Origin of the sequence: Evansella vedderi, assembly GCF_030813435.1 — a bacterium.
GTDB classification, from domain to species: Bacteria; Bacillota; Bacilli; order Bacillales; family Salisediminibacteriaceae; genus Evansella; species Evansella vedderi.
This window is the reverse complement of sequence record NZ_JAUSUG010000001.1, coordinates 236,342-253,177: the sequence shown is the minus strand read 5'-3', so window position 1 is coordinate 253,177 and position 16,836 is coordinate 236,342. Positions and strand designations below refer to the sequence as shown.

Annotated in this window: 14 protein-coding genes and 1 riboswitch; of the genes, 5 read left to right on the top strand and 9 right to left on the bottom strand. The window is 38.8% G+C overall.

The window, feature by feature from the left end:
- Positions 1-509: 509 nt before the first annotated feature.
- Positions 510-1,112 carry a nucleotidyltransferase family protein gene (locus tag J2S74_RS01270; protein WP_307320828.1) on the bottom strand — a complete coding sequence of 201 codons (603 nt, stop codon included), beginning with the start codon at positions 1,110-1,112 and terminating at the stop codon, positions 510-512.
- A 375-nt stretch (positions 1,113-1,487) separates the two neighbouring features.
- Positions 1,488-1,587, top strand: a riboswitch (purine riboswitch).
- Between the two features lie 173 nt (positions 1,588-1,760).
- Between J2S74_RS01270 and ade the strand changes: the two genes are divergently transcribed.
- Positions 1,761-3,497, top strand: coding sequence for an adenine deaminase (gene ade, locus J2S74_RS01265; protein WP_307320826.1), 1,737 nt, complete (start codon positions 1,761-1,763; stop codon positions 3,495-3,497).
- Between the two features lie 144 nt (positions 3,498-3,641).
- Positions 3,642-4,982 carry an NCS2 family permease gene (locus J2S74_RS01260; RefSeq protein ID WP_370875918.1) on the top strand — a complete coding sequence of 447 codons (1,341 nt, stop codon included), beginning with the start codon at positions 3,642-3,644 and terminating at the stop codon, positions 4,980-4,982.
- Between the two features lie 163 nt (positions 4,983-5,145).
- Here J2S74_RS01260 and J2S74_RS01255 read toward each other — a convergent pair whose 3' ends face one another.
- Positions 5,146-5,535 (bottom strand): helix-turn-helix domain-containing protein, encoded by a 390-nt coding sequence (locus J2S74_RS01255; protein ID WP_307320824.1) that lies wholly within the window; start codon positions 5,533-5,535, stop codon positions 5,146-5,148.
- 510 nt (positions 5,536-6,045) lie between these two features.
- Between J2S74_RS01255 and allB the strand changes: the two genes are divergently transcribed.
- Positions 6,046-7,458, top strand: coding sequence for an allantoinase AllB (allB, locus tag J2S74_RS01250; RefSeq protein ID WP_307320823.1), 1,413 nt, complete (start codon positions 6,046-6,048; stop codon positions 7,456-7,458).
- A gap of 542 nt (positions 7,459-8,000) precedes the next feature.
- Complete coding sequence (locus J2S74_RS01245) at positions 8,001-9,509, top strand: amidase (RefSeq protein ID WP_307320820.1); 1,509 nt, start codon at positions 8,001-8,003, stop codon at positions 9,507-9,509.
- 139 nt (positions 9,510-9,648) lie between these two features.
- Here the strand turns inward: J2S74_RS01245 and J2S74_RS01240 are convergent, their stop codons facing one another.
- The 5 genes from J2S74_RS01240 to rtpA form a co-directional block, all read right to left on the bottom strand.
- The gene (locus J2S74_RS01240; RefSeq protein WP_307320819.1) at positions 9,649-10,215 is read right to left on the bottom strand and encodes a CBO0543 family protein; all 567 of its coding nucleotides are present in this window, start codon (positions 10,213-10,215) and stop codon (positions 9,649-9,651) included.
- A 274-nt stretch (positions 10,216-10,489) separates the two neighbouring features.
- Positions 10,490-11,116: an SCO family protein gene (locus J2S74_RS01235; RefSeq protein ID WP_307320816.1), complete on the bottom strand. Its 627-nt coding sequence runs from the start codon at positions 11,114-11,116 to the stop codon at positions 10,490-10,492.
- Positions 11,117-11,177: 61 nt separating this feature from the next.
- Complete coding sequence (locus tag J2S74_RS27360; RefSeq protein WP_370875917.1) at positions 11,178-11,513, bottom strand: hypothetical protein; 336 nt, start codon at positions 11,511-11,513, stop codon at positions 11,178-11,180.
- A 124-nt stretch (positions 11,514-11,637) separates the two neighbouring features.
- Positions 11,638-13,083: a MocR-like pyridoxine biosynthesis transcription factor PdxR gene (pdxR, locus tag J2S74_RS01225; RefSeq protein WP_307320814.1), complete on the bottom strand. Its 1,446-nt coding sequence runs from the start codon at positions 13,081-13,083 to the stop codon at positions 11,638-11,640.
- A 162-nt stretch (positions 13,084-13,245) separates the two neighbouring features.
- On the bottom strand, positions 13,246-13,419 hold the full coding sequence (rtpA, locus tag J2S74_RS01220; RefSeq protein ID WP_307320811.1) for an anti-TRAP protein: 174 nt from the start codon (positions 13,417-13,419) through the stop codon (positions 13,246-13,248).
- Positions 13,420-14,652: 1,233 nt separating this feature from the next.
- Here rtpA and J2S74_RS01215 point away from each other — a divergent pair.
- Positions 14,653-14,982 (top strand): TPM domain-containing protein, encoded by a 330-nt coding sequence (locus tag J2S74_RS01215; protein WP_307320809.1) that lies wholly within the window; start codon positions 14,653-14,655, stop codon positions 14,980-14,982.
- Positions 14,983-15,098: 116 nt separating this feature from the next.
- On the opposite strand, the gene mobA is transcribed toward J2S74_RS01215, so the two are convergent.
- On the bottom strand, positions 15,099-15,692 hold the full coding sequence (gene mobA / locus J2S74_RS01210) for a molybdenum cofactor guanylyltransferase (RefSeq protein ID WP_307320807.1): 594 nt from the start codon (positions 15,690-15,692) through the stop codon (positions 15,099-15,101).
- A 69-nt stretch (positions 15,693-15,761) separates the two neighbouring features.
- Positions 15,762-16,622, bottom strand: a complete 861-nt coding sequence (locus J2S74_RS01205) for a formate dehydrogenase accessory protein FdhE (RefSeq protein WP_307320804.1) — start codon at positions 16,620-16,622, stop codon at positions 15,762-15,764.
- Positions 16,623-16,836: the final 214 nt, after the last annotated feature.

The window sequence follows — 16,836 nt, the reverse complement described above, 5'->3', positions numbered from 1 at the left end:
TGCCATTCACGTTCACCCTTACTTTTTTACCGATGACAAAGGAACAGAAAAAAAGCTGCAGCTTAAGAAGAAAACTCTTCTTAGTCTGCAGCTTCTCTAACCCTCGTTAACAAAGGTTAAGCAACCCAGTCCATGGCAAAGAAAAATGTAACGAAATCTCGTATACATGTCCCTCGTAGAATTATTATATGCAATAAAAAAGTAAAAATCAATAAATTCTGAATATTTGGTGAACAAAAATAATCTAGACAAGCTTCTCTGAAATACAAATGCCGTATTAGAATTTGCTCCCTCGACGGATACGCTTCAATGCAATGCTTGTAGAGGAAGAGACAGGAATAATAGCTGAAGATCCAGAGGCTGGGAGCCAGGATGGCAACATTACGCAGTTGCCAGCAGGACGTTCGCTCTACTTAGGCGTAATTGATCCGCCTGCCTATAACGGATTCGAGGAACAAAATTAATGAATTTTCATACTTCTTGGTGCTAACTTTTAGTTGCATGGAAGTCTACCCATTTAACTTGTTTTTTGCACGGTAATAGTCCTGTGGCGTATTTAAATTGAAATGTATTGATGGATCAGCTACTTCTACTTCTGCTATTTGACTTCGATACTTCCCCACTACCTGGCGAAGTCCGAACGTTTGCTCCTGGATGTTAAGGATATCTGTTCTAAGTCTGCTGGAAAAAAGGATGGGGTGTCCACGTTTTCCTTTATATACTGGAACGGTAATGGGAGAATCGTTTTTTTCATTTGCGACAATTAACCCATCGATGACATAATGGGAAACTGGCTGATCCATAGCGATTATTATTATTCCACTTACTGTGTCCGTAAGTTTACTTACCCCGACACGAATCGATAAGCTTTTTCCTTGTTGATAATCTTTATTTTGGATTACTGCCACTTCAAAAGGCTCTACAACTGGGATAATTTTGTCAGCATCGTGCCCAACAACGACAACAATTTCTGCGATTCTAGATTTCCTTAACTGCTCCAATTGATATTCAATTATTTTTTGCCCGGCCGCCCATGGCAATAATCCTTTCATCTCCCCCATCCGGCTCGAGCAGCCCGCTGCCAACAATACAGCTCCAAAATGTTGTCTCATTCTCTCCCTCTCTTTCCTAAAAAATAAATTGCTCAGTAAGATAAGTGCAAGGCGCCCCAATGCCGCCAACTACAGCCCACATCCTGCGTCTGCGATTACTCGACACAAACTTACTCGAGGAGCTTCTCAGGTTCCGCTTGTGGACATCGGCGTCATATTGTCATCCCGAGCAAGCAAAAGCTATCTTTCAAAAAAAGGTAAATATATTTAAAATTTTATGGATATTTACTAACTAATAGAATATAATTTTTTTGAAGTACTCCGCTCATTCTATAAATGCTATTCTCTTAAAATACTACAACAACTTCATTCTGGAACTTCATTTCAACCCTTTTCGTGATGATAATCTAGTTACTTACATTAATTTTCTGAATATTCTAAATAAAATAGATTTTTCGTATAACCTCAATAATATGGATTGGGGGTCTCTAGTAGGAACCGTAAACTCCTAACTACGAAAAATGGTTAAGTAATCATTTTTCTAGTTGGTTTTTTTGACGTGTTCTCTGGTAGTAAAACATAGTTTTCATACAAAAAGTGTATTGCAATGGCTCCATTTACTAATTGGATCAAGTCTGTTCAAACGGAGAATCCCCACTTTATGAATAGAATTTATTATAACAAAATGTACGGAAAGGAGTAATTGTTTTGGATGTGAAAAAACGGGAGCTTAAGCGAAAAATTTCTGCGTCTTCCAAGCGGGAGCCTGCTCAGCTTGTCATAAAAAATGGGAAAATTGTCGATGTGTTTAATTTAGAAATTATTGAACAAGATATTGCGATTACCGACGGTGCCATTGTCGGAATAGGTGACTATGAGGGAGAACAAATAATCGATGCAAAAGGACAATATGTTTGTCCTGGTTTCATCGATGGACACGTCCATATCGAATCTGCCATGGTAACGCCGGAGGAATTTGCAAAAGTCGTGTTGCCTCACGGGGTAACAACAATTATCGCTGATCCCCATGAGATTGCTAATGTATCTGGCTTAGCGGGTATCCAGTACATGATAGATGCTTCAGAAAATCTACCATTAAACATCTACTATATGCTGCCATCGTGTGTCCCTGCGACTCCCTTTGAAAATGCTGGTGCGGTTTTAACAGCAGAAGACTTGCAAAGCCTGTATGACCACCCGAAAGTATTAGGGTTAGGGGAAGTAATGGATTATCCCGCTGTACACAACGGTAATGAAGAGATGCTAAATAAGATTTTAGATGCTAAAAAACGGGCCCGGCCTGTTGACGGACATGCGGCAGGAGTAAATAAAGATGGAATTAATGTGTATATGACGGCTGGTATTCGAAACGATCATGAGTGCGTAACACCATCGGAAGCAAAGGAGAGACTTCAGAGGGGGATGTATGTCATGCTCCGTGAAGGCTCTGCAGCAAAAGATTTGGAGGCACTACTTGAAGCTGTAACAGAAAAAAATGCCCGCCGCTGCCTTTTCGTTACGGATGACAAGCATTTAGATGATTTAATCCTAGAAGGAAGTATAGACCATAACATCCGATTAACGATAAACAAAGGCTTCGACCCATTACTTGCGATACAAATAGCTACCTTAAATGCCGCAGAATGCTTCGGCCTTACGACGAAAGGGGCAATAGCGCCAGGTTATGATGCGGACTTTCTACTGTTAAGTGATATTGAAGAAATGAAAGTTAATCAAGTGTATACAGCAGGAGAGCTGGTAGCAGAAAAAGGGAAAGTAATCACTGAAATTACTCCAACCCGTCCGTTTACCCACTTAACGGATAGTATAAAGATCGATCCTATTAGTGAACAGGATTTACAAATAAAGCTAGACTCAAGCACGGCCAACATCATTGAAATTATACCAAACAGCCTAGTTACTAAACACGTAATCGAAACGGTAGACGTGGATAATTACTCGTTTATCCCTTCTGTTCAAAAGGATCAACTTAAATTAGCGGTGATAGAAAGACACAGACATACAGGAAATATCGGGTTGGGTATTGTAAAAGGGCTTTCTCTCCAGTCAGGGGCCATTGCTTCTACCGTTGCCCATGACTCTCACAATATCGTAGTCGCAGGAACAAATGATGCAGACATGGTGACAGCTGTACACGAAATGAAAAAACGGAAAGGGGGGTTAATCGTTGTCGAGAATGGAAAAGTGATGGCAGCCTTAAGTTTACCGATCGCTGGTTTAATTTCTACTCAAGATTTTACAACCATTGACAAGGACTTAAAGGCACTTAATCAATCACTTCGTCAAATTGGGTTTTCCAAATCTTTTAATCCTTTTCTCACACTATCATTCTTAGCTCTACCAGTTATTCCAGTGTTAAAACTAACGGATCTCGGACTATTCGATGTCAAACAGTTTAAACACATTTCCATTTCTCCATTGTAAAAATATTTTATTAGAGCATGTTCAAAAAGTTTGCTGCAATGGCTCCGTTCGCTACACGATATTACTCGTCCCTAATTGTCATGGAAAAAAGTTTTCACCGCTTTGTTTTTTTTAATGAGTAAAACAATTGAGGAGGGACTTGCAATGGAACCAAAAGTAACAAGCAATTCATCAGCTGGAGGTAAAATTGAACAGTATTTTGAATTCAATTACCACAATACAAATTTTAAGCAGGAATTCATAGGCGGACTCACTACTTTTCTAGCAATGGCTTATATTTTGTTTGTCAATACGAACATCTTAAGTGATGCAGGGATGGACCGCGGTGCTGTGTTTGTGGCGACGGGAATAGCAGCCGCCATCGGCTGTTTAATCATGGGATTATGGGCAAAGTATCCTATCGCCCTCGCCCCTGGTATGGGACTCAATGCCTTTTTTGCCTACACCGTTGTACTCGGCATGGGTATTCCGTGGGAAGTAGCCCTTGCAGGTACGTTTGTTTCGGGGGTAATTTTCTTCATTCTAGCTATTTCTAGAGTAAGGGAAAAAATTATTAATGCTATCCCACAGCAACTAAAATTTGCAACCGGAGCTGGTATTGGATTATTTATTGCCTTAATAGGATTAAAGAATTCTGGAATTATAGTAAGTTACGAAGCAACCTTAGTTTCCAAAGGTGACCTAACCTCCCCTGCTGTTTTGCTAACTATATTTGGGTTTGTTGTTACAGCAATTTTCTTAGTACGGGGATTTAAAGGCGGAATTTTTTATGGGATGATTGCTACTGCGATTGCAGGAATGGTTGTTGGCCTTATCGATGTCCCTTCCCAGATAGTATCAGGGATTCCAAGCCTTGCTCCTACCTTTGGTGTGGCGATTACTCATTTACCAGAGTTGCTTACACTTCAATTACTTATCGTTGTGTTTACCTTCTTGTTCGTTGACTTTTTTGATACTGCCGGAACGTTAATTGCCGTTGCTAACCAGGCAGGATTTTTAAAGAAAGACGGTTCCCTTCCACGGGCGAATCGTGCATTAGCTTCGGACTCGGTTGCTACCATGTCGGGTGCTATTTTAGGGACTTCAACTACGACTTCTTATATTGAATCATCTGCAGGGGTTGCTACCGGTGGACGTACAGGATTTGCTTCGGTTGTCACTGCAGGGTTTTTCTTGGTATTCTTGTTTTTCTCGCCACTCTTAAATGTGGTGACTGCACATGTAACCGCTCCTGCATTAATTATTGTTGGGGTACTCATGGCGTCTGCATTAGGAAATATTAAGTGGAAACAGCTAGAGTATGCGATTCCGGCCTTTATTACGGTAATCGCGATGCCGTTAACATTCAGTATCGCATCCGGAATTGCCTTAGGATTCATTACTTATCCTATTTTAAAGGTATTTAAAGGCGAACATAAGGACGTTCACCCTATCATGTATGCATTATTCTTTGTATTCTTAGCTTACTTTATCTGGCTCGCATAGTAGTTAATAGAATACTCTATTTTTAAAAAAGGCTGGAGGATATGTGCAGCGGCATCCCTCAGCCTGTTTTTGCTTTTTGTTTTTTTATCTAAAAGCTCTGTTAACGTTTGATGTTGATTTCCGCTACAGGACGCTCGCTTTCCGTGGGCAATGCTTCAGCTAATTATAACCCCTTCATGATTCTTCTAGCTTTAATATAATGAATTGCCTCTAGTAATTCCTCTTGGTTTGTTTCTTTTTCATCGATAATTAACACATATTCTTCCAAAAATACTTCTGCAGTTATATGCTTTTTCGGTGCTAAGTGGGATAATTCTAGTTTTTCCGATTTATTTTCAGCTTTCCGAATTGGTAAATCAGACGCTCCTAACAAATAGTCGATGGAAACATGAAAGACCTCCGCTAATTTCTTTAACGTATCCGTATCGGGAGTACGTTTTCCCGTCTCGTAACAGGAAATGGCTACTTTAGAAACATTTATTTTTTGTCCAAGATCTTGTTGAGTTAATCGCTGTTTATGGCGAAGTCTTTTAATACGAGATTTAAAGTCCAAGAGAATCACCTCTCAAGCGCCTAGTATATATTAGATTTATTCGCGAACAGGAAAATAATAACCTATACAAATTTACGATAAGTTATTTATTTTTTTGTAATTTACATTTAGTTTACTCATATGATATAGTAATAGCAAATGAATAATCAGATAATTCGGATAAAGATTACGTAAACAACGTATCTATTTTCCACCTATTAGTTTTTGCTGCGAAAAACTCTGTTTACGGAGATAGAAGCCATAGACTAGAAGATAATTGTCTTATTGATGACAACCTCTTCTTATCTATGGCTTCTTTATTTTTGTAGATCAGTAATCTATTTTAGCTCTTTTCGCATAGAATGTTGTTTTTTTCAATTCTAGAATGAGCGAAAGTCTGCGACGCTCCTGCGAAAGAACTTTTTTCAGGAAGCCCCGCTGCTACTTTTTTAGGAGGTGTTGAAAACAAAAACGGTATTTATAATCAATCTAAAATAGTTTTCCACAAAAATAATAAAAGGAGCGATGTTCATGGACTTAATTTTAAAAAATGCAAATATTCCACAGGGTGATAGGCAAGTATTAACGAATATTCTAGTGGACGAAGGAAAAATTGTTGGAATCTCTAATTCCGTAGATTTTTCACAAGCAAAAGAAGTAATTGACGTAAAGGGTAACCTTGTTGTTCCAGGGTGTATTGACCCACACGTTCATTTTATGGATCCTGGCTTTACGCACCGGGAAACGTTTGCAACAGGTACAATTTCTTCCGCTGTTGGTGGATTAACGACTGTGATTGATATGCCTTGCTGCAGTGTGCCATCCGTTAGGGACGGTGAATCCTTTTACTCCAAGCTAAACGCGATTAAAGATCAGGCCTATATCGATTTTGCCTTAAGGGGCGGCATGACTGGTGAAGATGTCCGGGAAGGATGGCTTGATAATGTATGGCCGCAGGTGGAGGCGGGAGTTGTTGCCTTTAAGGTTTATATGACACCGTCCGTACCGACGTTCCCTAAAGTAACCGATGCGGAAATGCTGGAAATTTTCCATAAAGTAGCTGAAACTGGACTTCCAATGGGCGTCCACGCCGAAAATTATGATATTTGCTCATTTAATACGGAAAAACTCAAGAAGCAAGGGAGAAAGGATAGTGTAGCCTGGGCCGAAGCCCGCAGCGCTATTGCAGAAAAAGTTGCGATTGAACTTATCATCAGCTTTGCAGAAGAAACGGGTGCACGGGCCCACATCGTACACATGAGTACAAAGGAAGGTGTACACCTTGTAAGGGAAGCGAAAAAACGAGGCTTAAAGGTGACGTCAGAAACTTGCCCGCACTACTTAGTGTTAAATGCCGAAGAATCCATGACCGAACACGGAACATTAGCTAAGATCGCTCCTCCCCTACGCGGCAAAGAAGATAACGAAGCGTTCTGGGAAGGGATCAGGGACGGCACCATCGATTGGGTAGGTACGGACCATGCCCCTTACGAGGTGGCAACGGAAAAATGTGCACCGGACTCGGATATTTGGAACAGCTTCCCAGGTATACCTGGTGTAGAAACAATGGTACCTGTCTTAGTTAGTGAAGGATTAAATAAAGGAAGAATTTCCTTATCCCAGTTCGTGGATATAACAAGCCGGAAAGCGGCGATTCATTACGGAATTTACCCGAAAAAAGGTGCAATGGAAATTGGCAGTGACGCAGACTTTACGGTCATTGACTTGGAGCATGAGTGGGTATTAGATCAGGAAAAAACTCATACGATGGCAAAATACACGCCATTCCACGGCATGCAATTAAAGGGCCGCCCTGTGAAAACAATCATCCGCGGCAACGTCGTTTATGATTACGACAACGGAGGAATTGTTGGAAAAGCTGGCTTCGGTGAATATGTTCCTCGCCAATCGATCCAAGTGTTAGATAGAGTATTAAAATACTAATACATCCACGTTAGGGGGCAGTGTGTAACGCACTGTTCCTTAATGTTTTGAAAAGGCTCGAAGCAATGAAAGGCAGCGACTCCAGCGACGAGCATTACATCATAAAATCGTTGCGAGTTATCTCGACGGATTATAATTCGAAGCAATGCTTGTAGAGGAAGAGACAGGACTAACGGCTGAAGACCCCGCAGGACGTAGATGATACTATTAGCAATGACTTCGCGTGTTGCATGCCCGCTTTGATAAAACCACTCAGCAGGCTTTAATACATGCAACGGCTCCGTTCATTGTTTCAAACTACTAAAAACGCGAATACCGTACTTGTTTTATTGAGCTCTGTGATAATACATCATATATTTAGTATAACCATATCATAACGATTTTTGTTATACGTCACATCATTACAGGCGGCCAACATCTTGCGTTTCTTTCCCTTCCACAGATGATTTTATGTACGAACCGTCCCTGTGCTTCCAAGAACTGTGTACGTGCCCGGTGCATAAAAATATTAAGTGATTCCTATTGAATTTGGAGGTGATAAAATGAGCATTAGAAGGCCCACATTAGAACAGTTGAAAATGATCGCAGATAAATATAACCTTTTTTTGACCGAAGATGAATTGGCGTCTTATCAGCATACCATTGACAACACGTTAGTTTCCTATGATCGCCTTTCTCACTACTCGGAACCTCGTTTACCGACTAAAGTTCCCCGTACTCCTGGTTACCGACCAGATAAATGGGAGAATCCGCTCAATGCATGGTACTGGAAAACATCCATTAAAGATGAAAACGCAACTGGGAAGCTTTCAGGAAAGACTGTTGTCCTTAAAGACAATGTGTTTCTAGCCGGTGTTCCAATGATGAACGGTTCCCGAGTTTTAGAAGGTTTTGTCCCTGATGAAGACGCCACCATTGTTAGGAGGATACTGGAAGCTGGAGGAGAGATTGTTGGAAAAGCCGTTAATGAGGATTTATGCTTTTCAGGTGGGAGCCATACTTCGCACACTGGACCGGTGCGAAACCCCCTTGATCCCAGTAAAATGACAGGAGGCTCTTCCAGTGGCAGCGCAGCCTTAGTTGGTGCCAGAGAGGTAGATTTAGCTATTGGCGGCGATCAAGGAGGCTCGATTCGTGTTCCCGCTGCATGGTGTGGTATATGTGGATTAAAGCCAACTTACGGGCTCATTCCGTACACAGGAATTTTCCCAATTGATCGATCCTTAGACCACACAGGCCCTATGGCAAGTTCCGTAGAGGATACTGCCCTACTCCTTGAGGTGTTAGCAGGAAAGGATGGTTTAGATCCAAGACAATCATTTTTTCCTGTGGAACCAAAAAAATATACCGATTACTTAACTGGAGATATTCGACAATTAAAAGTTGCTATTGTTGAAGAAGGCTTTGGGTGGAAAAATTTATCCGATCCCGAAGTGGATCAAGCGGTACTGCAGTCGGCATATTCATTACAACATTTAGGAGCTAAAGTAGAACGAATTTCAATACCATGGCATAAAGAAGGACTTCATTTATGGAATATTATTGCTATAGAAGGTGGCTTAAAGCAGATGATTAACGAAAACGGAGTAGGAACTGGCTGGAAAGGTCACTATTCCACAGCCTTAACTGAATTTTTTCACTGCAGAAAAAAGCTACTTGCTAAAGAATTATCAAACACTGTCAAATTCGTGATTTTATTAGGAGAATATATGCAGCAGCACGGTGGAAAATATTATTCTACTGCACAAAATATATCTAGACGTTTAAATGCTGCTTATGATTATGCCTTGGAACACTTTGATGTACTTATTATGCCAACGGTTCCAATGAAACCACTGAAAATACCCGGACCTGATACTTCCATTGAGGAGTCCATTAAGATTGCTGTTGAGGTATTGATAAACACTGCACCCTTTGACATTACAGGTCACCCCTCCATGACTGTTCCCTGCTCTCCATCGTATCCAATTGGAATGATGATCACCGGACGCATTGGAGAAGAGGAAACCGTACTGAAAGTAGCCCATGCCTATGAACAGCTTAACCGGTAAAGAATGGGGAGTGACTTCTGTTCCTAACAAATCAGGAACTAGAGGGTGTCCCATAAGGTTGTTAAAAAACAACTGTTTGTGACACCCTCTTTTTTTATTCGACGAGAATCGCGGCTTCATCCATATCAATCCTAGATGATTAATCACGTTGTTCTATTCTATACCTTTTAAGGAGTTGTGTTAAGAAATAGGCTAGGACTCCGATAACAATATCGCTCAGAAAAAGATACAATTGTCTCATTCCGCCTCTTAGTTCAAGAAATCCCATCCTTATTTCTATGCTTGCAAAGCCGAATGCATAGACAGCAGATAAGAGTAATAAATAAAGAAAGAAGTTCTTCTGATGGTTGGTGCAGTATTGGTACAGTAATAAAAAACTCACAGGGAGTACGGAGGCAGTCATATTTAAACTAGCGGGAAGTAATGGCGTTGAATAATAGTTATAAGCAAAATAACCAAGATTGCTGAGAAGCAGTGCCGCATACGTCCATAACATATGCACCACAAATCCAAAAAATAACACCTCAAAAATTCTCTTTCTATCTACAGCAAAGACAAGGACAACTAAAGGAATAATTAAAAACGAGGTAACCACCCAAAATTGCCACGTACCCATGTGGGAGTATTGACTCCAATAGGATTGGACTATCGTACTTAACTCCTCTTGCTTTTCAAATATTTGATCTATATATTGATCTCGATCCATAATACTTCAACCCCTGTAATCGTTTTATAACCAAAGTTTTTGGTAATCTTGGTCTAAATATTCACCGATGTGGATGGTTACCGATTTTCCCCGTTAATAGGGGGAGAGTGGAAGAAACTCTCGCTGTTGTTGTTGCACGAAAGGGAAATTTAATGAAAAAAGGAAGGTGTTAATAATAATACTGTCCACCGATATGACTATTGTCGATGGACAGTATAAGAGTAAACGTTTATATTCTGAATGTTCTCGATGGTTTTATAACAACTTTAGCTTTTTAATTCTGCAATTTTTTCAAATCGGTAATTAAGGCTTCTAGGTCAAAATCTGCTTCTCCATTGTATAGACGGATAACTTCCCCTTGTTCATTGAACAAGAAAAAACGAGTTGGGTGTGCAATGTCATTGTCAATTGGCACGAAAGCGGTAAAAAGAGCGGGTGCCAAATTATCCGTTAAAAAGGATTCATCATATCCCGTCAAAAATTGCCAGTTAGTTAACTGAGCTCCATAAGAATAAGCATAATCTTCCAACCGTTCTGGTGTATCAAATTCTGGGTCAACAGTGAAAGATACAATATTAACACCTTCGATTCCTTCATTGTCCATAGCCTCTTGCACTTGTACCATGTTCGGTGTCATAACCATACAAACAGTTGGGCAACGTGTAAAGATTGTTTTTACCAGGGTCATTTCACCTTCTAAATCTGTATTTGTCACTGTTTCACCTTTCTGGTTAACAGCTGTGAACGCAGGCATTCTCCATTGATAATCCTCTTCCCTTTCTACTTCTGTTAAATCAATTATCGAATCGGAATTTTGTTCTGGTTCGGAGTATAAGAAGCTGCAACCTGCTAGTCCAACTGCTAAAACAAGTAGGGTCGATAAAATAAAATGTTTCTTCATAACAGTACTCCCTCTTCCTTTGTTATTCTAAATTTAATATAGAAAATATGAAGGACAATGATTATAGAAAGACAAAATATACAAAGACAAAAATGAATGCTGGGACAAAAGTGATGATATAAATCATAGTCAATAATGTTATGCGGCTTTTGGTTGTTTTTTGATAATTTTTATCATTAGGATTTATTCCAATAAGAATGGTTGCAACTAGTGCAAAAACACAAATGATGGCGGTAATGGCTATAAGTATATTCATATCAGTCGAGTCCCCTTTGTAATGATCCTTTTGATAATGTCGTAATAAGTTTAGAAAAAATCCTATCAATGTATTTAATACTTCAGATAATCCCTTGTTGGAGAAGATATCTAAAATAGCAATTATTTTTGTTCGTCTCATTTAATAATACAAGTTAATTTTGAATTTAACACATCCAATTTACTTGTTTTTATACCATCCAATTTATTTCATAAAACAAAAAAAATGATTCAGTATATTACATGAATCATTTTACGTCTGATTATCAGCACTTGTTGTTCTCTATTCTATTCAATACCTCAGCAAACCTCGAAATCCCTTCTTGTATGGAAGGAATATCTCCTCGACCAAAAGTAAAGCGTACATAGCCTTGTTTAGTACCTAGGACATTTCCTGGTACAAAGGCTACCCCTTGTTTAATAGACTCTTCAAGTAAATGGTATTCATTGACTGGTTGTTTTATTTTACACCAAAAATGAATTCCTCCAGCTGGCACAGAAAATTCAGTTTTATCACCTAAAAAGTGATGAAGAGAGGAGATAAGTTGGTCCCTACGTTCTTCTAAACGTTGCCGGAGCATTGTAATATGTGTACCAAACTGAGGCGAACCTAGAAATTCATTCGCAACCCATTGCGGGAATACACTATGTCCGAAGTCTACTTGCTGTTTCGCATCTGCCAATCGCTCAATCACCTTTTTCGGTCCAATTATCCAACCGATTCGTAGACCAGAAGCAACAACTTTTGATAGGGAGCTAATATAGACGACATTTCCGTTAAGGTCCATTGATTTTAGATTAGGTCCTATTTCCCCATTAAACGATGTTAAACTATACGGATCATCTTCAATTATTGGAATGCCGAATTCACCTGACAAATCCAGAATCTTTTTACGCCGACTTAAAGAAAGTTTGGTACCAGTTGGATTTTGATGATCCGGATTTAAAAAGAGCATACGGATTCGATGCTTTTGATGCAAAGTTACAATATCTTCAGGATTGACACCTTCCTTATCGATTGGCAAGAGTAGTGTCCTTAACCCTGCAGATTGGAAGAGTGGAAGAGAGTAACAATAGGAGGGATCTTCAATAGCGACAGTATCTCCAGGCTTAAGCAAACATTGAACAATGAGATGGAGCGCTTGTTGAGCACCAGATGTAATTAGTATATTATCAGGACTTATCTCAATATTCTTGTACACTTTAACGTGATTCCCTATCGTTTCCCTAAGCCTTTCATTCCCTTGTGGATGATCGTAACCGAGATGTCCTTCGAATGGCTGCTCTGAAAAAATGGTTCGAAATTGTTCAGCTGGAAATAAATCTGGAGCTAATTCTCCGCTAGCTAAATTTATTAAGTTATTCCTTTGTGTTTCTGTGCGTATCCGTTGAACTACTGGTATATTAGGAACAAAAGAGCCGTGTTCCACATATCTCCCCCAATTTGGTATACGCTTATGGGATATGCCCCATATATCTGTACTAATCCAAGTACCACTTCCCTTTTTTCTTTCTACCACTCCAATGGATTGCAATTCTTCATAGGCCGCAACAATAGTACTTCGATTTACACTTAATTTTTCCGCTAAAGTACGTTCAGGCGGTAATGGGTGATCGGGGGAAAATTGTCCTGAAGAAATCCCTTTTTCAATAAATTCTGCTATTTGTTTGTAAATTGGTGTTTTTAACGTACGATCTGGTTTCCATTCCATCGATTTTACCCCTTGTTAATATATCTTTTTACCTAAACATAAAAACGGATGATTGGAACGATTATTGGTTGAATGCTGACATACGAGTGAAATGCAAAATACCCAGTACCACTCTTTTTTAATTACTGGGTTTTGTGCCCAGCCTACTTCCATATAAATGATTTAAGTATGCTTTTTAATAAAGTGAAGTAATGTTTGTCCTAATGTGGTTAATATAACCCCCTTACCATCACATTTAGTACAAGGTATATCCTTATCATTGACAATAACATGTTTTTGTCCATTGCAATTAGGACAAGTTTGTTCTAAATCATCCGTGGAAATTATGACTGACATCTTTTCACCTTCCTATTCTGGAAAAAAATTTAACTTTTTTGTAGATGAATGAAATTCATAAATTTATGCCCTTATTTACCAAGACTTTTTGAGCAGGAAAAAAGAGTACCTCCCAAAATGTCTAATTTACCCTTTTTCTATTTTGAAAATAAAAATGGAATATAGTTATAAGTTACTTGTCTCATAAACAAATTCATGGAACATGTATCGTACCAGAAGCAGTAGTTAGCTGTTCTTAAAGCTTTCATGAAGCGCGTAACGGAATGGAAACGTCACTTACCTATTTATAAAGCATTAGGAAACGGGTAAATTTAATTAATTTTTAAAAAGATATAAATATTATTCTAAATTTGTTCTCATTATATGAAACTGAATGATAAAATTCATTCAATATAAAATAATATAACATAAAATTCTTAAAACAATATAAGCTCCCGACTTATGTTCATACACTTTGTCCAGTACATCCCAAACAGCATCCTCATTTACATTATTAATTATTTCTTTAAGTTTTGGTTGGGAAGACTTATTACTTCATTTAATAGAACAGGCCTGCCCCCCCATCTGTTTAGTTTCACATACTATTCGCTCGTAAAAAAACTAAGTTGATATCTCTGAATAAAAGTAAGGTGGAACAGTATCCTTAACGGTACATGTTTTAAAGCACTTTATTGAAAATTATTATTTATAATAGCCAGTCACTGCTTTTAGGTTACTGGCTATTTAAAGTACTATTCGTTGTGACATATTAAGTTACTACACCTTCCACAAAGAAACCCTTTGGTAAAGACATTTGTTTACATATGCATAGGCAACTAACCTCCGACAATACCTTTCCTCGAGTGATCATTGAATCATACCAGCAAACTTACTTATCCTAGGCAAAATAAACACAATATTGTTGGCACTTTTCTTGGGGGGGCCTTAGAAGTAGTCTAGTAGTAGCATATTTAGATATGGTGGAAGTTTGGTGACGTTCTGTTTACAAGCATTAGCATGAGGTATACACTGTAGCAAGCAATCTCTAAAACTCTCTTCGCTCGGCCATAAAAAGAATATGGTTGGAATCTTTATGGTAGTAAACCCGGACGGTGACCGATACCTGCACCCGGCCAATATTTTTCCATTTTTTTCTGTGTCCTTTGCTATAATAAAATAAATATTGATTTAGTTGGAACTTATAATTAGTTAGAAACGTAAATGTAAACGATGAGTTAAGGGGGGAAATATAGGATGGATTTGAGGCGTATGTTTCTGAAAATTGGGATAATGCTTTTGATTTTATTTTTTCCAATGAATGTGTATGCATCTGTATCATTGGAGGATCACGGTAACTTCTTTTCAGAAAGGGAAAAGAATACGTTAGAAAATACTTTAAGGAATACGGAGTTTCATTATTACATCAAGACGCTTCAAAGTTTGGACGGGGAAAATATTGAAACGGTTTCCCAACGAATTTTTGACGAAGTTCGTCCAGATGGTTATGATGCTGTCATTCTCCTTTCCATGGAGGAGGGAGAGAAGCTGTCAAGTGCACTCCTTGACTGGTTGCCTGACTTCTGAGAAACTCCAAAATAATGAGAAGGAGAAAAGGAGCATGCACCCACCAGCACAAACTCCTTCATCAAAACCTGAATTTATAGTGTCTACTTTCTAGGTCGCGATTCACAGGCACCACCCTATTCCACCCATTCTTTCACTTTTTCATATTCTTCTGGGTAGTTCATGTTATAAAAAGCAAGCTCTATTTCAGGAATTGTACTGAGATCATCTTCTTCCACCCATAATGTATTCACTTTTCCCCATAAGTTATTGACTCGGAAGTCATTTCCTTGTAAGAAACGTTCAATATCTCCGGTCATGGATTTATGGTATACAGCAAATAACGGTTGTCTCATTCCCCTAAAACGTGGAACAACAGCTTGATAGCCTTTGCTTTTTTGCACTAGTAATTGCCCTAACTGTCGTGATACAAACGGCATATCACATGCGACAACCACATTATATTCAGCTGCTGTTGCCAATAATCCGGCATGTATACCTGATAAAGGTCCTAAACCTGGATATACATCAGAAACTATTTTTACGTCCTCAGGAAGTAGAGGGGCATATTCTTCTGGACTATTCGTTACTAAAATACGATCCGTAAACCCTTCACCAAGACTCTCAAAAATGCGTTCTATATTTGTTTTCCCCTCAATCGGTAGTAGGGCTTTATTTGTACCCATCCTACTCGACTTTCCACCTGACAATAAAATTAACCCTGCATTCATTTCTATTTCCTCCCCTTAACCGCAACCCCTTACCTTTCAATAAAAACTGGGTGGTGACAGGCACCACTACTACTGCAACGTCGTCGACACAGCTTGTCTGTGATACCCTTTTTCTTTTGCTAAAAGATCTAGATGGAATGTTGCAAAATCGTCTAGTAACAAGAATATTGGACTTGATGGATCAAGCTTATTAATTCCTTTAACATAACCATGGCACTCTTCACAAGTATCAATTTGGAAGGATCCCTTTTCCTCTTGAATGAAGAGGGTGCTTAGTTTGTTATGATCTCGGTTGTCACAATGGGGGCAAGCAATTCGCCAAAATACCCAGTCACCTGCACAGGATAAACATCTAAAATGACGGAATCTTTCGCTGCCACGAAATTCTGCAAGACCGTGTTGGTCACCACAGACTGGACAATAATCTTTCATCCATTCTTCTTCATTAAATACCTTTGTTTGTTCAAATTCTTTTGTGTATTCGTATAATGTCGGTAATAAGCTATAACGAATAAGTACAAATAAAATATCTAATGGCAAATTGAATTTATTTGCAAATGGATCAATAACCGTACTGTCACCAGTTAACCAGGCACGAAGCAATTGTTGAATTTCCGTATCCGTAGCTTTTTTACCCATCTTTTTGAAAATGGAACGGGACTCACCTAATCCTGTCCAGTTGGAAAGTTCCCGAAGATGACGGATTGCAAACGTTAATTCAATTTTATCTTCTTCCCCTTCTAAAAAAGGGACTCCTTGTTGTAGCTTTCCTTTCACTTCCTCTTTGGATAAATCTAGTTTAGCAACTAAAGGTTGGACTTTTTCTAAACGTTCAACTAAATCAATATGAACTTTCGAGACACTTTTTAACTCTTTATTTTTATCAATTAAGCGATTCCACACATTCTTTACATTTCTAGCTTTACTCATAATCGCCCCTCTTTCTTTTGTTTACGCTTATACCCTAATTGTAAAAAGGAGAAAGAAAGCCAAATAGATTAGCAAGCTATCTCCTTTCAGTATTTTACAATTGTATTTGTTGAAGTTGATTTTGGCGGAAGATGCGAGTACAGATTCTATTAAAATAGGAAAAACACCCCCTATTTGGTATAGTAAATTTGTCAAAATACTACCAAATAGAAGA